At 64.6% G+C, this 24,005-nt stretch carries 20 protein-coding genes; 10 read left to right on the forward strand and 10 right to left on the reverse strand.

What is annotated here, in order from left to right; genetic code table 11:
• The first annotated feature begins 10 nt into the window (after positions 1-10).
• On the forward strand, positions 11-2,065 hold the full coding sequence (gene paaZ, locus DK261_RS12705; RefSeq protein ID WP_110175795.1) for a phenylacetic acid degradation bifunctional protein PaaZ: 2,055 nt from the start codon (positions 11-13) through the stop codon (positions 2,063-2,065).
• A 138-nt stretch (positions 2,066-2,203) separates the two neighbouring features.
• A complete protein-coding gene (gene nhaB, locus DK261_RS12710) occupies positions 2,204-3,706 on the forward strand; it encodes a sodium/proton antiporter NhaB (protein WP_009048865.1) in 1,503 nt (500 codons plus the stop codon).
• A 152-nt stretch (positions 3,707-3,858) separates the two neighbouring features.
• Here the strand turns inward: nhaB and DK261_RS12715 are convergent, their stop codons facing one another.
• From DK261_RS12715 to gnd, 3 genes are read right to left on the reverse strand one after another with little or no spacing between them, the layout of a single operon-like run.
• Entirely contained in the window at positions 3,859-4,680 is an 822-nt protein-coding gene (locus DK261_RS12715) for an HAD family hydrolase (protein ID WP_016704774.1), read from the reverse strand.
• Complete coding sequence (zwf, locus tag DK261_RS12720; protein ID WP_028682393.1) at positions 4,677-6,197, reverse strand: glucose-6-phosphate dehydrogenase; 1,521 nt, start codon at positions 6,195-6,197, stop codon at positions 4,677-4,679. The genes DK261_RS12715 and zwf overlap by 4 nt, the downstream gene beginning before the upstream one ends.
• Entirely contained in the window at positions 6,194-7,207 is a 1,014-nt protein-coding gene (gene gnd, locus DK261_RS12725; RefSeq protein ID WP_223815583.1) for a phosphogluconate dehydrogenase (NAD(+)-dependent, decarboxylating), read from the reverse strand. Before gnd ends, zwf begins: the two co-directional genes overlap by 4 nt.
• Before the next feature lie 245 nt (positions 7,208-7,452).
• Here gnd and DK261_RS33185 point away from each other — a divergent pair, with 245 nt between their 5' ends.
• The 6 genes from DK261_RS33185 (at position 7,453) to DK261_RS12750 (ending at position 15,193) form a co-directional block, all read left to right on the forward strand.
• Positions 7,453-7,626: a DUF6026 family protein gene (locus DK261_RS33185; RefSeq protein ID WP_007922719.1), complete on the forward strand. Its 174-nt coding sequence runs from the start codon at positions 7,453-7,455 to the stop codon at positions 7,624-7,626.
• A 283-nt stretch (positions 7,627-7,909) separates the two neighbouring features.
• Positions 7,910-9,652, forward strand: a complete 1,743-nt coding sequence (locus DK261_RS12730; RefSeq protein WP_110175796.1) for a phosphoethanolamine transferase CptA — start codon at positions 7,910-7,912, stop codon at positions 9,650-9,652.
• 202 nt (positions 9,653-9,854) lie between these two features.
• Positions 9,855-12,101 (forward strand): TonB-dependent siderophore receptor, encoded by a 2,247-nt coding sequence (locus DK261_RS12735; RefSeq protein ID WP_110175797.1) that lies wholly within the window; start codon positions 9,855-9,857, stop codon positions 12,099-12,101.
• A 186-nt stretch (positions 12,102-12,287) separates the two neighbouring features.
• Positions 12,288-12,509: a hypothetical protein gene (locus DK261_RS12740; protein ID WP_009048859.1), complete on the forward strand. Its 222-nt coding sequence runs from the start codon at positions 12,288-12,290 to the stop codon at positions 12,507-12,509.
• A 594-nt stretch (positions 12,510-13,103) separates the two neighbouring features.
• The gene (locus DK261_RS12745; RefSeq protein ID WP_009048858.1) at positions 13,104-13,778 is read left to right on the forward strand and encodes a heavy metal response regulator transcription factor; all 675 of its coding nucleotides are present in this window, start codon (positions 13,104-13,106) and stop codon (positions 13,776-13,778) included.
• The gene (locus DK261_RS12750; RefSeq protein WP_110175798.1) at positions 13,775-15,193 is read left to right on the forward strand and encodes a heavy metal sensor histidine kinase; all 1,419 of its coding nucleotides are present in this window, start codon (positions 13,775-13,777) and stop codon (positions 15,191-15,193) included. Before DK261_RS12745 ends, DK261_RS12750 begins: the two co-directional genes overlap by 4 nt.
• Before the next feature lie 25 nt (positions 15,194-15,218).
• Here DK261_RS12750 and chrA read toward each other — a convergent pair whose 3' ends face one another.
• From chrA to DK261_RS12780, 6 genes are all read right to left on the reverse strand, one after another.
• Complete coding sequence (gene chrA, locus DK261_RS12755; RefSeq protein ID WP_110175799.1) at positions 15,219-16,421, reverse strand: chromate efflux transporter; 1,203 nt, start codon at positions 16,419-16,421, stop codon at positions 15,219-15,221.
• A 21-nt stretch (positions 16,422-16,442) separates the two neighbouring features.
• Positions 16,443-16,934 carry a GNAT family N-acetyltransferase gene (locus tag DK261_RS12760; protein WP_009048855.1) on the reverse strand — a complete coding sequence of 164 codons (492 nt, stop codon included), beginning with the start codon at positions 16,932-16,934 and terminating at the stop codon, positions 16,443-16,445.
• A gap of 94 nt (positions 16,935-17,028) precedes the next feature.
• Positions 17,029-17,634: a DinB family protein gene (locus DK261_RS12765; protein ID WP_009048854.1), complete on the reverse strand. Its 606-nt coding sequence runs from the start codon at positions 17,632-17,634 to the stop codon at positions 17,029-17,031.
• A 32-nt stretch (positions 17,635-17,666) separates the two neighbouring features.
• Positions 17,667-18,779 (reverse strand): cell division protein ZapE, encoded by a 1,113-nt coding sequence (zapE, locus tag DK261_RS12770; RefSeq protein WP_103331876.1) that lies wholly within the window; start codon positions 18,777-18,779, stop codon positions 17,667-17,669.
• Positions 18,780-19,060: 281 nt separating this feature from the next.
• Positions 19,061-19,402, reverse strand: coding sequence for a nuclear transport factor 2 family protein (locus tag DK261_RS12775; protein ID WP_009043734.1), 342 nt, complete (start codon positions 19,400-19,402; stop codon positions 19,061-19,063).
• A 54-nt stretch (positions 19,403-19,456) separates the two neighbouring features.
• Positions 19,457-20,173, reverse strand: a complete 717-nt coding sequence (locus DK261_RS12780) for a YafY family protein (RefSeq protein ID WP_009048852.1) — start codon at positions 20,171-20,173, stop codon at positions 19,457-19,459.
• 460 nt (positions 20,174-20,633) lie between these two features.
• Here DK261_RS12780 and DK261_RS12785 point away from each other — a divergent pair, with 460 nt between their 5' ends.
• Entirely contained in the window at positions 20,634-22,073 is a 1,440-nt protein-coding gene (locus DK261_RS12785; protein WP_009048851.1) for a nucleobase:cation symporter-2 family protein, read from the forward strand.
• A 219-nt stretch (positions 22,074-22,292) separates the two neighbouring features.
• On the forward strand, positions 22,293-22,766 hold the full coding sequence (locus DK261_RS12790) for an LEA type 2 family protein (RefSeq protein WP_009048850.1): 474 nt from the start codon (positions 22,293-22,295) through the stop codon (positions 22,764-22,766).
• Positions 22,767-22,998: 232 nt separating this feature from the next.
• Here DK261_RS12790 and glsB read toward each other — a convergent pair whose 3' ends face one another.
• Complete coding sequence (gene glsB, locus DK261_RS12795) at positions 22,999-23,907, reverse strand: glutaminase B (protein ID WP_009048849.1); 909 nt, start codon at positions 23,905-23,907, stop codon at positions 22,999-23,001.
• Positions 23,908-24,005: the final 98 nt, after the last annotated feature.

Raw genomic sequence — 24,005 nt, forward strand, 5'->3', positions numbered from 1 at the left:
AGGAATCGTGATGCCTCACGCCCCTACCCTGCAAAGCTTCATCGCCGGCCGCTGGATCGGCCAACACGGCGCCCAGGTGCTGCGCAGCGCCATCGACGGCCACGAACTGGCCCGCACCCACGAGGAGCGCCTGGATTTCGCCGAGGCGCTCGACCATGGCCGGCGCCAGGGCATCGCCTCCCTCATGGCCCTGGACTTCCAGCAGCGCGCCCAGCGGCTCAAGGCGCTGGCGCTGTACCTGAGCGAACGCAAGGAACAGCTGTATGCGATCTCCCACCACAGCGGCGCCACCCGCGCCGACAGCTGGATCGACATCGAGGGCGGCAACAGCACCCTGTTCACCTATGCCAGCCTGGGTTCGCGGGAACTGCCCTCGGGCAATATCGTCCACGAAGGCCCGGCGCTGCAGCTGAGCAAGCTCGGCAGCTTCGCCGGCACCCATATCCTGGTGCCCCGCGGCGGCCTGGCGGTGCATATCAATGCTTTCAACTTCCCGATCTGGGGCATGCTGGAAAAGTTCGCCCCGAGCTTCCTCGCCGGCATGCCGTGCATCGTCAAGCCGGCCACCGCCACCAGCTACCTGACCGAAGCCGTGGTACGCCTGATGGATGAATCGGGGCTGCTGCCCGCCGGCAGCCTGCAACTGGTGATCGGCAGCACCGGCGACCTGCTGGACCGCCTGCAGGGCCAGGACGTGCTGACCTTCACCGGCTCGGCCGACACCGCGGCCAAGCTGCGGGCCAATCCGCAGCTGATTCGCAACTCGGTGCCGTTCAATGCCGAGGCCGACTCGCTGAACTGCGCGATCCTCGCCCCGGACGTGAGCCCGGACGATGAAGAGTTCGAGCTGTTCATCAAGGAAGTGGCCCGGGAAATGACCACCAAGGCCGGGCAGAAATGCACCGCCATTCGCCGCGCCATCGTGCCGGCCAGGCACATCGACGCGGTCGCCAGCCGCCTGCGCGACAGGCTGGCCAAGGTGGTGGTCGGCGATCCGGCGGTGGAAGGCGTGCGCATGGGCGCGCTGGCCTCCCACGACCAGCAGCGGGATGTGGCCGAACGCCTGGAGAGCCTGCTACAGAGCAGCGACCTGTTGTTCGGCGCCCGCGACGGCTTCGAGCCGCGCGGTACAAACATCAGCCAGGGCGCGTTCTTCGCCCCAACCCTGCTGCAGGCTCGCGACCCGCATGCCGAAGGCGGCGCCCACGATATCGAGGCCTTCGGCCCGGTCAGCACGCTGATGGCCTATGACGACCTCGACGAAGCCCTGGCACTGGCCGCGCGAGGCAAAGGCAGCCTGGTGGCCAGCCTGGTGACCCGCGATCCACACATCGCCGCCAAGGCCATCCCGGTGGCCGCGGCCTGGCACGGGCGCTTGCTGGTGCTGGACCGCGAATCCGCCGCCGAATCCACCGGCCATGGCTCGCCGCTGCCGCAGCTCAAGCACGGCGGCCCGGGTCGCGCCGGCGGCGGTGAAGAGCTCGGTGGCCTGCGCGCGGTGAAGCACTACCTGCAACGGGCGGCGGTGCAAGGCTCGCCGAGCATGCTGGCGGCGGTCACCGGCGAATACGTGCGGGGCGCCAAGGTCATCGAGACCGAGGTGCATCCGTTCCGCCGGTTCTTCCAGGACCTGCAGATCGGCGAGTCGCTGCTGACCCACAGGCGCACGGTGACCGAGGCCGACCTGGTGAACTTCGGCTGCCTGTCCGGCGACCACTTCTATATGCACTTCGACGAGATCGCGGCCAAGGAGTCGCAGTTCGGCAAGCGCATCGCCCACGGTTACTTCGTGCTGTCGGCGGCGGCCGGGCTGTTCGTGTCCCCGGCGCCGGGCCCGGTGCTGGCCAACTACGGCCTGGATACCCTGCGCTTCATCAATCCGGTGGGCATCGGCGACACCATCCAGGCGCGCCTGACCTGCAAGCGCAAGATCGACCAGGGCAAGAAGAGCCCGCAAGGCATCCCCCAGGGCGTGGTGGCCTGGGACGTGGAGGTCACTAACCAGCTGGGTGAACTGGTGGCTAGCTACGACATCCTGACCCTGGTGGTCAAACGCGAAGACTGACCGACGCGGCCCGCAGGAGCTGGTTTATCGGCTCCTGCACGGGCCTCGGTGGCATTTGTGGCAAAAGGTTTCAGAGTTTCTTGATCTTCACCGGTGCTTGCGGCAAGTTGCGCGCTTCGTCAATACAAGGAGCAGCCAATGTCCGGTTCACTGGCCCAGGCTTTCACCCACAACTTTCTCGGCCATTCACCGCGCTGGTACAAAGCCAGCATCCTCGCCTTCCTGCTGCTCAACCCCTTGCTGCTGTTCACGGTCGGCCCGGTGGCGGCCGGCTGGATGCTGGTGGCCGAGTTCATCTTCGCCCTGGCCATGGCCCTCAAGTGCTACCCGCTGATGCCCGGCGGCCTGCTGGTGCTGGAAGCCGTGGCGCTGGGCATGACCACGCCCCAGGCGCTGTACGACGAACTGGTGCACAACTTCCCGGTGATCCTGCTGCTGATGTTCATGGTGGCCGGCATCTATTTCATGAAGGAACTGCTGCTGTTCCTGTTCTCCCGGCTGTTGCTGGGGGTGCGCTCCAAGGCGCTGCTGGGCCTGCTGTTCTGCTTTCTCTCGGCCTTCCTCTCGGCGTTTCTCGACGCGCTGACGGTCACCGCGGTGATCATCAGCGCCGCGGTGGGCTTCTATTCGGTGTATCACCGGGTGGCCTCCGGCAACGACCCGCGCCAGGACAGCGAATTCAACGACGACCAGCACCTGCCTCAGTTGCATCACCAGGACCTGGAACAGTTCCGCGCCTTCCTGCGCAGCCTGCTGATGCATGGCGCGGTGGGCACCGCCCTGGGTGGCGTCTGCACCCTGGTGGGCGAGCCGCAGAACCTGCTGATCGGCCATGAAATGGGTTGGCACTTCGCCGACTTCTTCCTCAAGGTCGCCCCGGTGTCCCTGCCGGTGCTAGTGGCCGGTCTGGTGACCTGCATGCTGCTGGAGAAACTGCGCTGGTTCGGCTACGGCACCCTGCTGCCGGACAACGTGCGCGCGGTGCTGGCCAACTACGCCGCCGAAGACAACGCCGAACGCACCGACCGGCAACGCGCGGCGCTGCTGGTACAGGGCGTGGCCGCGCTGATCCTGATTGCCGCGCTGGCCCTGCATATCGCCGAGGTCGGCCTGATCGGCCTGATGGTGATCGTGCTGATTACCGCCTTCACCGGCATCACCGACGAGCATCGCCTGGGCAACGCCTTCAAGGATGCGATGCCGTTCACCGCCCTGCTGGTGGTGTTTTTCGCGGTGGTGGCGGTGATTCACGACCAGCAGCTGTTCACCCCGCTGATCCAGTGGGTGCTGGCGCTGCCGGCGGGCCAGCAGCCGGGCATGCTGTTTATCGCCAACGGGCTGTTGTCGGCCATCAGCGATAACGTGTTCGTCGCCACCATCTACATCACCGAAGTGAAGCAGGCCTTCGTTTCCGGGCAGATGAGCCGCGAGCACTTCGAGACCCTGGCGGTGGCGATCAACACCGGCACCAACCTGCCGAGCGTGGCCACGCCCAACGGCCAGGCGGCGTTCCTGTTCCTGCTGACCTCGGCGATCGCGCCGCTGGTGCGCCTGTCGTATGGGCGCATGGTATGGATGGCATTGCCTTACACCCTGGTGATGGGTGTGCTGGGCTGGTATGCGGTGAGTTACTGGCTGTAAACCCGTAGCCGCTACCACAGGCTCGGGCCGCGAACGATAAACCTGTAGCCGCTGCCGCAGGCTGCGATAAGGCCGAAGGCCTTCAGCGATCTGGAGACCGCCGCGACCCTGCGGGTCGATCGCAGCCTGCGGCAGCGGCTACAGGTGTTGCTTCAACGCGGCAGGATAAATCGTTCGATCGCTTCGGCGGCGCCATCGGCGACATTGCTGCCCGTCACCAGGTCGGCCTGGCGTTGTACCGCCGCTTCGGCCTGGCCCATGGCAATCGACAACCCGGCCTGCTGGAACATCGCCGGGTCGTTGCCACCATCCCCCAGCGCCGCGGTGCGCTCCAGCGGCACCCCGAGAAACTCCGCCAGGGTGATCAGCGCCTGCCCCTTGTTGGCCTGCAACGCCGTCACATCCAGGTACACCGGCTGCGAACGGGAGATTTGCGCCTGCCCGCCGACCTGCGCCAGCAAACGCGCCTCCAGCTCCACCAACAGCTCGGTGTCGGCACTGGCGGCGACTATCTTGTCGATGCGCGGCAGATAGTCATCGAAACACTCCACCACCACGGGCGGATAACCCAGGCCATGCTGCTCGCGCGGCACCATCGGCCCGTGGGGATTGCGCAGCAGCCATTCACCGTCGGCAAACACCCAGACCTCCACTTCCGGCTGCGGCGACAGCAGCGCCAGGACCGTGTTGGCGACCGCTACCGGCACAGGGTGGCGCACCAGGAAACTGCCATCGGGATTGACGATGGTGCCGCCATTGAACGCCGCGGTCGGCAGGTCGACGCCCAAGGCTTCGATCTGCTGCAACATGGCCCGCGGCGGCCGCCCGGTGGCCAGGCTGAAGTACACCCCGGCTTCGCGCAGCGCGCGTACCGCGGCGATGGTGCGCTGGCTCAGGCTGTGATCGGGCAGCAGCAAGGTGCCGTCCATATCACTGAGCAGGAACTGGATGGGATGCTGCCCCTCGCCCCTCATCCGAGGCTGTGCCATTCACGGCCGTCGCGGGTCAGCAACTCGTCGCCGGCCGCCGGTCCGTCTTCGCCGGCCCGGTAGATATGGACCTTGGCCTTTTCCTTCCAGGCATCGAGGAACGGCTGCACCGCACGCCAGCCGTTCTCGATGTTGTCGGCGCGCTGGAACAGGGTCTGATCGCCGGTCAGGCAATCGTAGATCAGCGTCTCGTAGCCGGTGGAAGGCTGCATCTCGAAGAAGTTCTTGTAGGCGAACCCCAGCTCGATATTGGCCATGTCCAGGGTCGGCCCGGGCTTTTTCGCCAGCAGGTCGAACCACATGCCTTCATTGGGCTGGATCTGGATGCGCAGGTAGGTCGGCTGCAAGTGGTCGACCTCGGTATCGCGGAACTGCGCGTACGGCGCAGGCTTGAAGCAGATGGCGATCTCGGTGTCGCGCACGCTCATGCGCTTGCCGGTGCGCAGGTAGAACGGCACGCCGACCCAGCGCCAGTTGTCGATCATCACCTTGAGGGCGACGTAGGTTTCGGTGTTGCTGTCCGCGGCCACGTTGGCCTCTTCGCGGTAGCCGGCCACCGGCTTGTCGCCTGCCTTGCCCGCCACGTACTGGCCACGCACCGAGTTGGCCAGGGCATCTTCGGTGCTCCAGGGACGAATCGCCCCCACCACCTTGGCCTTTTCGCCGCGCACCGCATCGGCGCCAAAGGCGGCCGGCGGTTCCATGGCGACCATCGCCAGCAGCTGGAACAGGTGGTTGGGCACCATGTCGCGCAGGGCGCCGGTGTTTTCATAAAAGCTGCCACGGGTTTCCACCCCGACGGTTTCCGCCGCGGTGATCTGCACGTGGTCGATGTAATGGTTGTTCCAGAAAGCCTCGAACAGGCTGTTGGAGAAACGGCTGACCAGAATGTTCTGCACCGTCTCCTTGCCCAGGTAATGGTCGATCCGATAGATCTGCTTCTCGCTCATCACCTTGAGCAGGCATTCGTTGAGCGCTTGCGCCGTTTGCAGGTCGGAGCCGAACGGCTTTTCGACCACCACCCGGCGAAACGCATTGTCGCCTTCGACCAGCAACCCCGACGCGCCCAGGCGCTGCACCACTTCACTGAAGAAGCGCGGTGCGGTGGCCAGGTAGAACACCGCATTGCCGGTGCCGCTGGCGGCGATTTTCGCCGCCAGCGCGTCGTAGGTGCTGTCATCCAGGAAGTCGCCCTGGACATAGCTGATGCCATTGGCCAGCTTGGCCCAGAGCGCCGGGTCCAGCGCTTGCGCGCCGTTGCCGACCTTGCCGGCGGCCTCGGTGCGAATGAAGTCCTCGAGCTTCTTGGCGAAGTCCACATCGCTGATCGCGTTGTGATCGACGCCGACAATCTTCAACCCCTCATCCAGCAAGCCGTCACGGTTGAGGTTGTACAGCGCCGGCATCAGCAGGCGCTTGACCAGGTCGCCATGGGCGCCGAACAGAAACAGTGTGGTGGGTGGAGCGGGTTGAGCCTTGGACTTCTTTCGCGAGGAGGTCATTTTTTCGGAGTCTCCACGTGGCCGCCGAAGCCGAAGCGCATGGCCGACAGCATCTTGTCGCCATAGGTGCTCTGCTGGCGGGAACGGAAACGGGCGAACAGCGAGCTCGACAGCACAGGAACCGGCACTGCCTGCTCGATGGCGGCTTCGATGGTCCAGCGACCTTCACCGCTGTCGGCCACTTCGCCGGAGAAACCGTCGAGTTGCGGATCGCTGGCCAGGGCATCGGCGGTCAGGTCCAGCAACCAGGACGAGACCACGCTGCCGCGGCGCCAGACTTCGGCGATATCGGCGACGTTGAGGTCGAAGCGCTGGTCTTCCGGCAGGCTTGGCGAGGCTTTGGTCTTGAGGATGTCGAAGCCCTCGGCGAAGGCCTGCATCATGCCGTACTCGATGCCGTTGTGGATCATCTTGACGAAGTGCCCGGCACCGGCGGGGCCGGCGTGGATGTAACCGCGCTCGGCGCGATCGTCTTCAGCCACCCGGTCCTTGGTCCGCGGGATGTCGCCCATGCCCGGTGCCAGCGCATCGAACAGCGGGTCCAGGCGGCGCACCACCTCGGCGTCGCCGCCGATCATCATGCAGTAGCCGCGCTCCAGGCCCCAGACGCCGCCGGAGGTGCCGACGTCGATGTAGTTCAGGCCCTTTTCCGCCAGCGCCTGGGCGCGACGAATGTCGTCCTTATAGTAGGTGTTGCCGCCATCGATGATCACGTCGCCCGGTTCGAGCAACTGGCTGAGGGTTTCGATGGTGTCTTCGGTGGGTGCGCCAGCCGGCAGCATGACCCAGACCGCGCGTGGCTTTTCCAGGCCAGCGACCAGGGCCGGCAGGTCGGCGACGCCCTTGGCGCCTTCGCCGCTCAGGGTGCTGACAAAAGCGCTGTTGCGGTCATAGACCACGGTTTCATGCCCATTGAGCATCAGGCGCCGCGCAATGTTCCCGCCCATGCGGCCCAGTCCGATAATCCCCAGTTGCATGTGCTGATGCTCCTTACTACTAAATTGTGTCAAAAGGTTATAGCCCAACGAGGCCAGTGAGGGTTAGTCCAGAGCGGCTGGACTAAGTTTCCTAAAGCAGTGTTTCCCAAGCAGTGAGTGGATAACGACGCGAATCGCCGCGAAGGCACAACGACCGCTGAAAATAAAAAAGTTCCCTTTGCCGGTAAAAGAAATCAAAATTGCCGCCGATAGTGTTTCAGGCCCCGGAATTCGAGCGGCCGGACCACAGTTGATGCACGCCATTTGCGAGGTGAGCAATGGGCACAGTACTACCGGCACGACCTGCACAAACCCTCTACGTCACTATCCGTCGTGACGAGTTGCGCGAACTGAAGAACGAGCGCGACCAGTTGAAGCAAGAGCTGGCGCAACTGCGCCTGGCATTGCAGAACCAGGGTCAGGTGGCTGCCGTCACCCAGCTCCACGCCTGAGGATCCGAGGAACCCGCCCGCCGTGGCCGGTCCTTGCAACAGGTTGTTAATGAAGCCGGCCGAGTCCTCGATGGATCGCCGGCTTCTTTTTGCCCGTCGCCTTTTACCCTACCCGCCTCCTGGCGACGGCATTATCTGACACGCAGGTACCAACTCACAAAGTTTTCACACCTTCTTATGGATACTCCGGCGCAATATTGCCGCCCCACGGGCGCGGCGCGCGTTCGCCGAGGTAGTCGAAGCTTTCCGGCGAATGTCCTGTTCAATGAAGCTGGAGCGCTCGATGGCTGTGTTTAAACGCGACAAGACGTCCGCGAAAGGGTTTGACTGGGCGGGCCTGGGCTGGCTCTTCCTGTTCTTCTGGTACTTCTCCGGCATCACCCAGTTACTGATCCAGCTGACCGACACTTCCGGCTTCGCCGGTTTCCGCCAGGCGTTCATCATGAGCGCGATCTGGCTGGCGCCGGTGCTGCTGTTCCCGGCCCGCACCCGCGCGATGGCCGCCGTCATAGGCGTGGTGCTCTGGGCCTGTTCCATGGCCAGCCTGGGTTACTTCTTCATTTATCAGCAGGAGTTCTCCCAGAGCGTCATCTTCATCATGTTCGAGTCGAACCCCTCCGAAGCCGGTGAGTACCTGACCCAGTACTTCGCCTGGTGGATGGTGCTGGCGTTCCTCGCCCATACCGCTTTCGCCATCTTCCTCTGGACCCGCCTGCGCCCGGTCTACCTGCCACGCGGCCGCGCGCTGGTGGCGGCCATGGCAATCCTGATCGCCGTCATCGGCTACCCGCTGATCAAGCAGACCGCACGCACCGGCAGCTTCGCCGGCGGTCTGGAGAAATTCGAGACGCGCATCGAGCCCGCGGTGCCATGGCAGATGGTGGTGGCCTACCGGCGCTACCGCGAGCAGTTGGAAAACATGCAGGGCATGCTCGACAACGTGAGCAAGATCCCGCCGCTGCACAACCTCAAGGACAGCATGGCCAACCAGCCGTCGACCCTGGTCCTGGTGATCGGCGAGTCGACCAACCGCCAGCGCATGAGCCTCTACGGCTACCCGCGCCAGACCACGCCGGAGCTGGACAAGCTCAAGGACCAGCTGGCGATCTTCGACAACGTCATCACCCCGCGCCCCTACACCATCGAAGCCTTGCAGCAGGTACTGACCTTCGCCGACGAAGAAAACCCCGACCTGTACCTCAAGACCCCGTCCCTGGTCAGCGTGATGAAGCAGGCCGGCTACAAGACCTACTGGATCACCAACCAGCAGACCATGACCAAGCGCAACACCATGCTCACCACCTTCTCCGAGCAGGCGGACGAGCAGGTGTACCTGAACAACAACCGCAACCAGAACGCCCGCCAGTACGACGGCGACGTGCTGGAGCCGTTCTCCAAGGCGCTGGCCGACGGCGCGCCGCGCAAGTTCATCGTGGTCCATCTGCTGGGCACCCACATGAGCTACCAGTACCGCTACCCGCCGAGCTACGACAAGTTCACCGACCGCAACGGCGTGCCGGCCGGCGTGCGCGACGACCAGGTACCGACCTACAACAGCTACGACAACGCGGTGCTGTACAACGACTTCGTGGTCTCGAGCCTGATCAAGGACTACGCCAAGACCGACCCCAATGGCTTCCTGCTGTACCTGTCGGACCATGGCGAAGACGTGTTCGACTCCGCCGGCCACAACACCCTGGGCCGCAACGAAGGCAAGCCGACCGCGCCGATGTACACCATTCCCTTCATCGCCTGGGCCTCGCCGAAGTGGAAGCAGGACCACGACTGGAACTTCGCCGGCGACCTCGGCCGCCCTTACAGCAGTTCGCACCTGATCCATACCTGGGCCGACATGGCCGGCCTGAGCTCCGACGAGCTGGACCGCAGCAAGAGCCTGGTCAGCGACAGCTTCAAGCCGCGCCCGCTGCTGATCGGCAATCCTTATGAGCGCAACGAGAAAGCCCTGATCGACTTCAGCCTGATGAAGCCCAAGGCGCCGCCACCCACCGCGGTGGTACAAAAATAAATCTCACAGAAATAAGCGATGCCAGAATAAGCCTTTTCCTACGGGGCTCACGCAGCCCCGTACTACCGGCCTTCAATGCCCCTTCATGGGGCATTGTTGTATCTGAAAGATAATAATTATTCTCGTTTAACCTAAATACCCTTCCTCCTTTTCGTCTCAGTGCAAACGGATTTTTTCCCTCGACGACAAGGAGACGGCAGCGATGTTCGCGCCATTCACCCGTTCCATGACTTTGACATTCGGCCTGTGCGGCGCGGTTCTGAGCCCCGGGCTGCTGGCTGAAAACGAACCCGCGCAGAGTGCCGAGCCTGGCGCCCAGGCCCTGGAGCTCGATGCCACCAGCGTCACCGCCCAGGGCCTGGGCGCGACCACGGAAAACAGCGGTTCCTACACCACCGGCAGCATGAACACCGCCACGCGCCTGAACCTGTCGATCAAGGAAACCCCGCAATCGGTGTCGGTGGTGACCCGCCAGCAGATGGACGATTTCAAACTCGATACCTTGTCCGAAGTGCTGGGGCAAACCACCGGGGTGGTGGTCCAGCACCTGGACTCCGACCGGGTGATCTATTCCTCCCGCGGCTACTCCATCAACAACTTCCAGATCGATGGCATGCTCAACACCTTCAACCGCATGAAGTCCGATTCGGACACCATCATCTACGACCGCATCGAGGTGGTCCGCGGCGCCACCGGCCTGACCACCGGCGCCGGCGACCCTTCGGCCACGGTCAACATGGTGCGCAAGCGGCCGACCCACGAATGGGCAGCCAAGGCCGGCGTCAGTGGCGGCAGCTACGACAACTACTACAGCTACGTCGATGTCGGCGGCCCCCTGGGGTTCGACGGTCGCCTGCGCGGGCGCACGGTGCTGGCCTATCGTGACAGCCAGTCGTTTCGCGACCACTACCAGCTGCAGCGGGAAGTCGGCTACGGCATTCTCGAGGCCGACCTGACCGACAGCACCACCCTGGCCGTGGGCTACGACTACCAGGACAAGCAGGTCCAGGGCACCTCCTGGGGCACCGTGCCCTACTGGAACGCCTCGGGCGGCAAGGCCAACCTGCCGCGCGCCACCAACATGGCGGCGCACTGGAGTTCCTGGCCGCTCAAGGACAAGACCGCCTTCGCCACCCTCGACCAGCGCCTGGGCCACGACTGGCACCTGAAAGCCGCCTACACCCACCGCGACAGCGACAGCGACGGCAAGGTCTATTACGGCGGCGCCGGTTTCCCGGAAGCCGACCGCTCGGGCATGACCGCCTGGGCCAGCCATATGATCGGCACGCAGAAAATGCGCGTGTACGACTTCAACCTGGCCGGCCCCTACAGCCTGCTGGGCCGCGAGCATGAGTTGATGCTGGGCTACGGCGAGGCCGAGCGCCGCGAGTCGTCGCCCTACACCGTCGACGGCCCGACACCGCCGGGCTACGCCAGCATCACCGACTGGAAATACATGGGCGGCATCGCCAAGTTTCCCGACACCGTGACCAACCTGCCCGGCTCCGGCGACAGCACCCGGCAAAAGGCCGGCTACCTGGCCACCCGCCTGAGCCTGAGCGACGACCTGCATGCGGTGCTCGGCAGCCGTTACGGCAGCTGGAGCGCCCACAGCCGCTCTCGCAGCTACGACGCCAACAACCAGCTGACCAGCTTCGAGGACACCCGCCAGCAGCACAACGACATGTGGACGCCCTACGCCGGCCTGCTGTACGACCTCACCCCCGAATACACGGTGTATGTCAGCTACACCGACATCTTCAAGCCCCAGACCGAGCGCGACGCCAGCCGCAAATACCTCGAACCGATAGTCGGCAGCAACTACGAGCTGGGGCTCAAGGGCAGCCTGCTGGAGGAACGCCTGAACCTGGCCACCGCGGTGTTCTGGAGCAAGCAGGACAACGTCGCCGAACTGGACAGTTCGGTGCCGCCGGACCCGGTCACCGGCGAGGAGTTCTACAAGTCGGGCGGCAAAGGCGGCAAGGTGCAAGGGTTCGAGGCCGAGGTCTCGGGGGAAATCCTCCCGGGCTGGAACCTCACCGCCGGCTACACCTACACCCATGCCCTGGATGGCGAAAAGCAGCGCGCCAACGGCGGTGAGCCGATGAACATGCTGCGCCTGTCCACGGCCTATCGCCTGCCGGGCCAGTGGCGGGCGCTGACCGTCGGCGGCAGCCTGAACTGGCAAAGCGAAATCTACGGCAGCAGCCGGCGGCCGGTGGGGCGCGACGGCGACGGGCGTATCGTCACCGAAAACACCCGCATCCATCAGCAGGCCTACAGCGTGGCCGGGCTGATGTCGCGCTACGAGTTCGACCCGCACCTGTCGGCCTCGCTCAACGTCACCAACCTGTTCGACAAGAAGTACTACGAACGGGTCGGCTTCTATAACGGCGTCTACTGGGGCGAACCGCGCACCATGACCCTGAGCCTGGGCTGGAAGCTGTAACCCGCCCTTCTTCCTACACGGCCCATATCAGTGGGCCGTCAGTGCCTCTCATCCGGGATGACAGAATTGTCATCCCGCCTTCAGCGCCCTGTTAACCCCCCGTTAATAAGATCGCATCAGACTTCTCTCACTGCTTCGTCACAGGGACGCGACGGAATTCCGATAACCGTCAATGGGACACCGCACATGAAAGCCTCCACACTCCTGCTCGCCGGTCTGATGATTGCCAGCTCGGGTGCAGCGTTCGCCGAAGGCGGCGCTGAACGCATGAAGCACTACTGGGACAACTTCCCCATCAGCCAGCAGATACCCCGCACCGATAGCGAACAGACATCCTCCGAGAGCGGGAAAAAACCCCAGGCACCCGTCGAGGATCCGAGCCGCACCCCTGCGCAACCGGACGCCTGAAACGCCCCGAGCTCTACTCCTCTCTGGCGATAATGCTCCTTTGCCAGAGAGGATCTTCCGGCGCCCTTTCACGGGCGCCTTTTTTATCGCCGTCGATATCAGCGACATGACCATGGGCTATCAACTTTCTGACGTCAAAATGACAATTACGCCATATAGGCAACCGTCACTGCCCGCTGTATTAATATAAGTTCCCGCTGAACTTAGACATATATTGAAACAGTAAATAACACATGATCAGTTTGTAGGAGCGAGCGGGCGGCGATCCGACTTGCCCGCGATGAACTTGAGAGCACCGCGCGTCTCCACTCAATACGCAGTAGCGTTAACGACCATCGCGAGCAAGCTTCACTCCTACAATGGATCACCTTACTTGGGGCAGTCAGTGACCGGCTGTCTAAAACAGGCACAAGCCATTGATATCAGGCACTTTAAATCTTGACCCTAAAGCCACTTCAGGCTTGAGCATTCCCTCACCCGAACGGCTGAGGCTATTTATCAGCTGCAACTTCGCGGGGTTTTATGGCTGGTCCAACAACAACTTCATATCCAGCGCCATTGAATTCTTTTTAATGATCAAGAGGTCACTTTTCCATGCGCATTCTGGTTGTCGAAGACGAGCGTAAAACTGCCGATTACTTGCATCAGGGGCTGACCGAAAGCGGTTATGTGGTCGACCGCGCCGCCACCGGCGTCGACGGGCTTTACCTGATCGAACAGCAAAACTACGAACTGGTGATTCTGGACGTCAATCTGCCGGAAAAGGACGGCTGGCAGGTGCTGGAAGACATGCGCAAGGACAGCAGCACCCGGGTGATGATGCTCTCGGCGCGCGGGCGCCTGGCCGACAAGGTCAAGGGACTGGACCTGGGGGCCGACGATTACCTGGTCAAGCCATTCGAGTTCCCCGAACTGCTGGCGCGGGTGCGCACCCTGCTGCGGCGCAGCGAGAACCTGCCGGCGACCGACACCCTGCGGGTCGCCGACCTCGAGCTCGACCCGCGCCGGCACCGGGCCTATCGCGGTTCGCGGCGCATCGACCTGACCACCAAGGAATTCACCCTGCTGCAGGTGCTGATGCGCCAGTCGGGCGAGGTGCTGACCCGGACCCAGATCATTTCCCTGGTCTGGGACATGAACTTCGACTGCGACACCAACGTGGTGGAGGTCTCCATCAGCCGCCTGCGGGCGAAGATCGACGACGCCAGCGATATCAAGCTGATCCACACCATCCGTGGTGTCGGCTATGTCCTGGAAGTGCGCCAATGAAAGCCGCGCAACGCACCGCCAGCAGCCTGTCCATGCGCCTGGGGCTGACCGTCAGCCTGATGGGCGCCGGCCTGGTTTTACTGCTCGCGACCCTGGCCTACCTGGCCCTCAGCCATGAACTGGGCAGCCTGGCGCGGGAAAGCCTGGACAGCAAGCTCGAACAGATCCGCCACACCCTGACCAGCGACCTGAAGACCGGCGATATCGCCGCCCGCCCGCATTCGCTGCTGGACCTGGTAATGGGCCACGACAACCTGCACCTGAGCATTTTCGGCGCCGAGCCCCAGGCCGAAGCGCTGCTGAACATCGGCAATCGCAACCTGGGTCCGCTGCCCGAAGCCCTGACCCAGCCGGAAAGCCCGGCGTTCCTCGACTGGCTCGACAGCGCCGGCAATCGGTTGCTCAGCGCCTCCAGCCTGATAACCCTGCGCAATGGCGAACAGGTGCGGGTGGTGCTGTCCCTGGACCGGGCCAACGACCAGGCGCTGCTCAGTGCCTACCTGCGTTCCACGGTGATCGCCCTGCCCCTGCTGCTGATGCTGATCGGCATCGGCGCCTGGTGGGTGGTGCAGCGTGGCCTGGCGCCGTTGCAGCAGTTCAGCCGGGTCGCCGCCAAGGTCACCACCCAGGACCTGACCCATCGCCTGTCGCCGGACAACCTGCCGCGGGAGCTGGCCGAGCTGGCCCACAGCATCAATTTCATGCTGCACCGGCTCGACGGCGGCGTGCAGCAGCTCTCACAATTCTCCGACGACCTGGCCCACGAGCTGCGCTCGCCCATCACCAACCTGATGGGCAAGGCCCAGGTCACCCTGTCCCGGGAGCGCCCGCCCCACGAGTACAAGGCGGTGCTGGAGTCGAGCACCGAAGAGCTGGAGCGCCTGACCCGGATCGTCAGCGACATGCTGTTCCTCGCCCAGGTCAGCCATCCGGCGTCCCAGGTGGCGTTCGAAGAAATCTCCCTGGGGGAAGAAGCACGACGAGTCACGGAGCTGTTCGCCCTGAGCGCCGAGGAAAAGCACCTGGGCATCAGCCTGTCCGGCGATGGCCTGGTGTACGGCGACCGCCTGATGATCCAGCGGGCGATCTCCAACCTGCTGTCCAACGCCATCCGCCACAGCCCCCGGGCGTCGAACATTTCGATCCTGGTGGAGGAGCACGATTCGAGCGTGTCGCTGTCGGTGGGCAACCCCGGCGCCGGCATCCCGGAGCAGCACCTGGAGCACCTGTTCGAGCGTTTCTACCGGGTCGACAGCAGCCGCTCGCGCGCCGAAGGCGGTACGGGACTGGGCTTGGCGATCGTGCGCTCGATCATGAACCTGCATCAGGGGCGGACCGAGGTCAGCAGCGTACCGGGCAGCTTTACCTTGTTCCGCCTGGTGTTTGCCCGGCTCAATCATCCGCCGCGGGCGTAATGCTGCTAATTGCAGGAGTGTGGCGTCAGGCCCCCAGCAGCAGGCCGACGGCGCCACCGGCGAGCACCACCAGCCAGGGCGGCAACTTCCAGCGCATCAGCGCGGCCAGGGCCAGCAGCGCCAGCCCCAGGTCCAGCGGCTTGAGGATGGTGCTGGTCCACAGCGGGTCGTACAGCGCCGCCGCCAGCAGGCCGACCACCGCCGCGTTGACTCCGGCCAGCGCGGCCTGGACCCGGCCCAGGTGGCGCAGGTTCTGCCAGAACGGCAGGACACCGACGATCAGCAGCATGGCCGGCAGGAAAATCATGACCAGGCACAGCAGCGCGCCGCTCCAGCCGTCGATGGCCGCGCCGAGAAAGGCCGAGAAAGAAAACAAGGGCCCCGGCACCGCCTGGGCGGCGGCATAACCGGCGAGGAACAGATCGTTGCTCAGCAGGCCCGGCGTGACCACCTCACTTTGCAGCAACGGCAGCACCACATGACCGCCACCGAACACCAGCGCGCCAGCGCGATAGAAACCGTCGGCCAGCACCAGCGGCAGGCTGGGCCAGAACCCGGCCAGCAACGGCAAGCCGGCCAGCAACAGGGCAAACAACGCCAGGGCCAGGTAGCCCGTGCGCTTGCCGACTGCGATTGCCAGGCCGTCTTCGCGGTCGTTGAAGGTCGGCTGGAGCAGACCCGCGCCGACCATGCCCGCCAGCAACATGACGCAGACCTGGCCGAGGGTGCTCGGCCAGAGCAGCACACTGGCCGCCGAGGCCAGCATGATCAGCATCCGCAGCGGCCCGCGGCACAAGGCACGGGCCATGCCCCATAACGCCTGGGCCACCACCGCCACCGCGACTATCTTCAAGCCATGCACCAGCCCACCGGGCAGCCCCGTGCCGCTGCCGGTCAGGCCCATGGCCAGGGCAATCAGGATCAGCGCCGAGGGCAAGGTGAAACCCAGCCAGGCGCTCAGTGCACCGGCCAGCCCCGCCCGCGACCAACCGAGGGCAAAGCCCACCTGGCTGCTGGCCGGCCCTGGGAGGAACTGGCACAGGGCGATCAGTTCGGCATAGGCCGCCTCGCTCAGCCAGGCGCGGCGCTGGACGAACTCGGTACGAAAATACCCCAGGTGCGCCACTGGCCCGCCGAAGGAACCCAGCCCCAGCCGCAGGAACACCAGGAACACCGCCCAGGCGCTGTCACGGCGGGTCACGGTGGCATCCTGGGGGCGTGAATTCATCGGCCGGCGGGCTCCAGGGGCTTACAGGGTCTTGTTCCAGAACAGCATCCGGCCATGGCTCGGGTCGAGCATCGCATCGTCGAAGCCGAACTTGCGGTAGGACGCCTGGGCCACCGCGTTGCCCTCCAGCACTTCCAGGGTGATCTTGCAGCAGCCGCGCTGGCGGGCGATCTCCTCGACCTTCTGCAGCATCTTCTGGCTCAGGCCCAGGCCGCGGAATTTATCGATCACCGACACGTCGTGCACATTGACCAGCGGCCGGCCGGCAAAGGTGGAAAAGCCCTCGAAGCAATTCACCAGCCCGGCCGGTTCGCCTCCGACAAAGGCCAGCACGCTGAAAGCATGGGGGCGCTTGGCCAGTTCGCCGGGCAACTGCCGCAACAGATCGGCGTCCAGCGGCTGGCCGCCGCCCATCGGGTCCTGGGCATAGTGATTGAGCACCAGGGCGATTGCCTCGGCGTGTACCGGATTGGTGTAGCTGGCCTGGAGTACCAATACGTCTGCAACGTCCATGTCTGTCCTCAACAGTGATTGATCCGGGCGGGTCCCCGGGAGAGCGATTGTAAACACCGGCACATGACCAAACGAGCGGCTAGCGCGTCAAGCGCTACCGTTCTTTGTCCTCGACCGCCTCCGCGCCCCAGATCTGCGCTTCGCTCCAGCCCAGCTCGGCAAAATCCTCGGCGCGCAGGGCCGCCTCGCCCGCACAGAAAAACTCGTCCAGCTGCGGCGGCGCCACCCGGGTGCCGCTGAGCATGGCATGCACCTGGCCACGGTGATGCAACTGGTGCTCGAACAGGTGCGAAAGCATGCGCAGCCGGGTATCGCGCTGCGGCTTTTCCCGGGCGATGGTGACGATCCGCGCAAGGTCCACATCCCGTTGCTGCTCGCAATAGGCGATCAGCCGGCGGTCCACCAGCGCCTGTTCGCGCCGCAGGTCGGCGGCCTGGTCGAAAGGCTCCTCAATCTCGAAAAACACATAGCAGTCGGCCCGTGGCGCCTCGCCGCGCAGCTCCCGCTCCAGCGCGTCGACGTAGAACCAGTCGCAGGTGAGGATGTGGTTGAGGGTGGCTTTCAGGCTGGGAAAGAAGCTCACCCGCGGCGCCGCCAGCTCGCTCGGGGTGAGTATTTCCCAGGCCTTGCCCAGGCGGTGATTGGCCCAGGCGTTCTGGTAAGCCATGGTCAGCAGATGATGGGACAGGGGCTGGTTCACGGTCAGGTCTCCCGTGTGATGATCAGGCGTGTTCAGCCGAAACGCTGCAGCTGCATCTCCTTCAGACGACTGAGGGTACGGCGGAATGGAAACTCCAGGTAGCCCTCGGTGTACAAGGCCTCCATCGGCACCCGCGCTTCGAGGTACAGCGGCACCTTGCGGTCGTAGCACTCGTCCACCAGGGCAATGAACCGCCGCACGCTGTCATCGTGCACCGACAACTGCGGCAGCTCGCGATCGCCGGCCACCACTCGCTCGGCGCCGTCCTCGGTGCCCCGGGCAATCCGTCCCGGGCGCTGTTGCGCGCTGAGTTCGGGCACTTCGCTGAGCAGGATCGCGCTGAAACGGTCGCACAGGGCCATGAAGTCCATGGCGGCGAACGGCTGCTCGCACAGGTCGGCGAAACGACACCAGAGCACCCGCTCGCTGGCCTTGATCACCTGGACCTCGCGGTAGCCCACCGGCAGTACCGCACTGGACGCCGCCTGCCCCGCCGCCAGCTGTTCGAACACCGGGCCCAGGGCACTCGGTTGGCCGGCCGGGGTCAGCCAATAACGCTGGGTCAGCGCCCCCGGGTGCAGGCGATGGTCCTGGGCGCCGTCCACCGCCACCACCTGCATATGCGCCTCGATCGCGGCAATCGCCGGCAAAAAACGCTCGCGGTTGAAACCGTCGGCATACAGCTGTTGCGGCGGCTGGTTGGAGGTGCAGACCATCACCACGCCCTGTTCGAACATCACCTGGAACAGGCGCCCGAGAATGATCGCGTCGCCGATGTCGTTGACGAACAGTTCGTCGAAACACAGCACCCGCACCTCTTCGCTCAGCTCGCGGGCCAGGGCTTGCAGCGGGTCGGCGGTGCCGGTCAGCTGGAATGAGCGCTGGTGGACCCAGCCCATGAAATGGTGGAAGTGCTGACGTCGCGCCGGCACCTCGAGGCTTTGATAGAACTGGTCCATCAGCCAGGTCTTGCCCCGGCCCACGGGGCCCCACAGATAGACCCCGGTGATCGACTTGCGCCCTTCATGCAGGGCGACATGGCACTGCTGCAGGGCCAGCATCGCCCGCTCCTGGGCCTCGTCGGCGACAAAACCGCGCTCCTGGAGGGCGTACTGATAGGCGCTGAGGGGAGAATCGAAAGGCATGGGGTCCACGCATCCGCAAATGGGCCGCGCAGTATGCCATGCCTCACCCGGCGACCGCTGCGTCGGGATGCCGCCGAGGTCGATCGCAGCCTCGCTGTCGCTCCGCAGCGGCTACAAGGAACACGACGCCTATGTAGCCGCTGCCGAGCAGCGCGAGGCTGCGATCGGCAACGCAGTTGCCGCAAAACCCGGGCACGCGGTGTGTCAGGCAGAACGCGCACGGCAACTGCGTTGCCGATCGCAGGCTTCGCCAGCGGCTACAGCGAGCGCGGGCGCGACGGCTACAGCGAGATATCCAGCCGGGCGATCTTGCCCTGCTCGTCGAGGCGGAACACGTAGCGCAACTCCAGCGGGCTGCCGGGGAAGCTGCCGGAAATCAGGTTGTCCACCAGCACCTTGCCGGTGCGCTGCTGGACCTTGAGCACCTCGAGCCGTGGCTGGTAACGGCGGGCGGTGTCCTCCATCCATTGGGCGATGGCGCGGGTGCCGGCCTGATGCTGGCCCTCATCGAACACCTGGGCGTCTTCGGCGAAGAAACTGGCGACCGCCGAACTGTCACGACCATTGGTGGCTGCGAGGTAGGCGGCGATCGCCGGTGCGAGAGAAGTGGCTGTGCTGGACATGGTACTGCGGCTCCTTGTTTATCGTTGCGGGAGCCATGCTAAAACGCCGTCGCGTCAGTTCTTGTCAGGAGTGAAACGCCCGGCATCGTCCAGTTGCATGCGCTGGCGCCAGGTGCGCAACAGGTCGCTGCGGCGCCCCGGATATCGCTGGCCCTGCTCGCTCGCGGCGGCGATCCGGTCGGTGCGAAAGGTGCGGAAATCATCGCGCAGCTCACACCAGGCGACTATCACCCGCGCCTCGTTCATAAAGCCCAGGGCCAGCGGCCAGATCAGGCGCTGGCTGGGGGTCTTGTTCACATCGGCGTAATCGATGTGCAGCTTGGCCTGCTCGCGGATCGCCTGGCGAAACACGTTCAGCGGCACCACGTTTTCCGGGTAGCAATAAGCCGGCGGGCCGGGCAGCACCGTCGGGTTGTGCAAGGCTTCCTGGGCCGCCGGGGCCAGCACCGCGGCGATCTTCGCCAGGGCATCGGCGGCGGCCTTGCCCAGCACCTCGTCGCCACGCTGGTCGACATAACGCAGGCCGAGGACGATGGCTTCGGTCTCGTCGGCGTTGAGCATCAGTGGTGGCAGGAACAGGCCGCTGCGCAGCACATAACCGATCCCCGCTTCGCCATGGATCGGCGCGCCCAGGGCCGTCAGCTCGGCGATGTCGCGGTACAGGGTGCGCTCGGACACCTCCAGCTCGGCCGCCAGCGCCGCGGCGGTCACCGGGCAGCGCTTGCCGCGCAGCACTTGCAACAGGGTCAACAAACGAGTGGTGCGCGACACGTCATCAGGCTCGGCAGGGAAGGATCGGCGCAGCTTAACAGAGCCCCCTGTCAGGATCTGTCAGTAGCGAACTCTGACCTCGCTGGAGAAACGCGGTGCCTGGTTTGGCGAGCGCTTTGTCGGAATGCCGCTCAGCTCGATCGCAGCCTCGCTGACGCTCGGCAGCGGCTACGGACGCGGTGCCTTTGTAGCCGCTGCCGAGCCCGCGAGGCTGCGATCGGCAACGCAGTTGCCGCAAAACCTGAGTCCGCGGTGGATCAGGAGGAACGCGCGGCCTGTAGTGCGTTGTGGCGCGGCGTTAAATCAACCCTTCTGGCCCCGACGCCTTTCTGGCATCCTGCGCCTCCATTTTTCTGACCGGGTCCGCAGATTTTGCCTTACGTCCTCCGACAGCCCGCGTCGCGCCCCTTTTCTCCACGTGTTTCATGCCCTATCGACACGTCATTGGCAGGCTTTTCCCATGACCGCACCTGATCGCTCCACGCCGCGCTACAAGTCCGACCTGATCTATGGCCTGGAGGACCGCCCGCATTTCAGCGCGGCGATCTTCGCCGCGCTGCAACATGTGCTGGCGAGCTTTGTCGGCATCATCTCGCCGACCCTGATCTTCGGCGGCGTGCTGGGCCTGCAGAACGAAACGCCCTACCTGATCAGCATGGCGCTGTTCGTCTCGGGCCTGGGCACCTTCGTCCAGGCCCGGCGCCTGGGGCCGATCGGCTCCGGGCTGCTGTGCGTGCAGGGCACCAGCTTTTCCTTTATCAGCGTGCTGCTCAGCGCCGGCCTGATGGTCAAGGGCCGTGGCGGCAGCAACGAAGAAATCCTCTCGACCATCTTCGGCATCTGCTTCTGCGCGGCCTTTATCGAGATGTTCCTCAGCCAGTTCATCGGCAAGCTGCGCAAGCTGATCACCCCGGTGGTCACCGGCACCATCATCACCCTGATGGGCCTGTCGCTGATCAAGGTGGCGGTCACCGACATGGCCGGCGGCTTCGGCGCGCCGGACCTGGGCGCCGCCAGCAACCTCGGCCTGGCCGCCCTGGTACTGCTGACCATCGTGGTACTCAACCGCTTCAGTCATCCGATGCTGCGCCTGGGCTCGATCGTCATCGGCCTGACCCTGGGCTTCGTGGTCGCCTGGCTGCTGGGCCGGGTCGACCTGGCGACGATGCCGGAAGTGCCGATGGTCAGCGTGCCGGTGCCGTTCAAGTACGGTTTCTCCTTCGACCTGATCGCTTTCATTCCGCTGGCGGTGATTTTCCTGATCTCGCCCCTGGAAGCGGCCGGCGACCTGACCGCCAACTCGATGATTTCCCAACAACCGGTCAAGGGCCCGCTGTACATCAAGCGCATCAAGTCCGGGCTGCTGGCCGACGGTTTCAACTCGATGGTGGCGGCGGTGTTCAACAGCCTGCCGATGGTCACCTTCGCCCAGAACAACGGGGTGATCCAGCTGACCGGCGTGGCCAGTCGCTACGTGGCGTACTTCATCGCCGGCCTGCTGGTGCTGCTGGGGCTGTTCCCGGTGATCGGCGCGGTGCTGCAACTGATGCCCAAGCCGGTGCTGGGCGGCGCGACCCTGATCATGTTCGGCACCGTGGCCGTGGCCGGGATCAAGATCCTCGCCGAAGCCGGGCTGCATCGACGCAACGTGCTGATCGTGGCGATTTCCCTGGGCATGGGCCTGGGCGTGGCGGCGGTGCCGGAAGTCCTGCGCGAACTGCCCAAGGCGCTGCACAACATCTTCGAATCGCCGATCACCGTGGGCGCGATGTGCGCGATCCTGCTGAACATCTTCCTGCCGGAAGAGTTCATCGAGCTGGAAGAAGACGAGTTCGACCCGGAAGCGGCGACCCTCAAGGTCATGCAGGACCCGGATGTAAGCGCCAAAGCCAACGCGTAAGCGCAATGTGTTTCTGTAGGAGCGAAGCTTGCTCGCGATGGCGTCGGTGGCGACACCACCAGACGGCAGGCCTCAAGCTCACTACCAGCCCTGCCGGCCTCATCGCCGGCAAGCCTGGCTCCTACAGAAGATGGCGCCCCTCAAGCAACCTTCGGTTTGTGGTGCAGACCCGGGCGCGATAGATTCAACACTGCCTTCTTTCTTTGCAGAGAGCTTCCAATGCGCAGATTCCTCGGCCTCACCCTTTCCTTGCTGTTGCTCAGCCTGAGCGCCTGCGCCCTGTTTCCCCAGCACGATCCGCTGAATATCAATGTGGTCGGTATCGAACCCCTGCCCAGCCAGGACCTGGAAGTGCGCTTCGCCGTCAAGCTGCGCCTGCAGAACCCCAACGAAACCGCGATCAACTACAACGGCGTGGCCCTGGACCTGGAGGTCAACGGCCGGCCGCTGGCCTCCGGGGTCAGCGACCAGAGCGGCAGCATCGGGCGTTTCTCCGAGGGTGTGCTGGTGGTGCCGGTCAGCGTCTCGGCCTTCGCCGTGCTGCGCCAGACCCTGGGCCTGAGCCAGACGCAAAGCCTCGACGACCTGCCCTACGTGCTGCGCGGCAAGCTCGCCGGCGGCCCGTTCGGCACTATGCGTTTCGTCGAGAAAGGCCAGCTGAGCCTGCCGAAGACCGCCAACTTCACCTGGTAATCGCACGCTTCCCTGTAGCCGGCGGCGCAGCCGTCGCCAAGCCTGCCAACGCGTTTATCCAGACAGACCACGGACTCAGGCTTTGCGGTTGCTACGTCGGAATGCCGCCCAAACCGAGCGCAGCCTCGCAAGCTCGGCAGCGGCTACACAAGCACCGCATTCCTGTAGCCGCTGGCGCAGCCTGCGATCGGGTGCGCAGCACCCGCAACCGGCCGCAATGCTCTCGCCACCCTTAGAACACCGACCAGCCGATGCGCTGGCTCAGCAATTCCAGCGCCGCCATGCCCACCAGGGAATTGCCCGCCGCGTTCAATTCCGGTGACCACACGCACACCGTGAACTGCCCCGGCACCACCGCGACGATGCCGCCACCCACGCCGCTCTTGCCCGGCAGGCCGACGCGGTAGGCGAAATTGCCGGCTTCGTCGTACAGGCCGCTGGTGGCCATGATCGAGTTCACCTGCTGGGTCTGGCGCGCCGTGAGGATCTGCTCGCCGCTGTGCTTGCAGAAGCCGTCGTTGGCCAGGAAGCAGAAGGCCCGCGCCAGGTCGACGCAGCTCATGCGCAGCGCGCAGTGGCTGAAGTAGCTGCGCAGCACCGACTCGACATCGTTGTGGAAGTTGCCGAAGGACTGCATCAGGTAGGCCATCGCCGCATTGCGCGCGCGGTGCTGGTATTCCGAATCGGCGACGCGGCCGTCCACCAGCACCTGCATGTTGCCGGACAGACGCCGCACAAAATCGCGCATGGACAGCGCCGGCGCGGCGAAACGCGACTGGTTGATATCGCAGATCACCAGCGCCCCGGCGTTGATGAACGGGTTGCGCGGACGGCCACGCTCGAACTCCAGCTGCACCAGCGAGTTGAAAGGCTGTCCGGAAGGCTCATGCCCCAGGCGCTGCCAGATCGCCTCGCCGGAATGGCCGATGGCCTGCACCAGGCTGAACACCTTGGAAATGCTCTGCACCGAGAACGGCGTATCGGCGTCGCCGGCGCTGAACACCTGGCCATCGTTGCCATACACGGCAATCCCCAGCTGGTTGGCCGGCACGTCGGCCAGCGCCGGAATGTAGCTGGCCACTTTGCCCTGGCCAATCAGGGGACGGACCTCGTCGAGGATCTCGTTCAACAACGCTTGCATGTTCAGACTCGCACTTCGTGCCTCGCACCGCCGCGAAGCTACCGCTGCTAGACGCACTCAGCCGGGTCGAGAACACAGTTGTCGTGGTTATCCCTCAT

The sequence above is a fragment of the Pseudomonas sp. RW409 genome (genome assembly GCF_003184125.1).
Lineage (GTDB): Bacteria > Pseudomonadota > Gammaproteobacteria > Pseudomonadales > Pseudomonadaceae > Aquipseudomonas > Aquipseudomonas chlororaphis_I.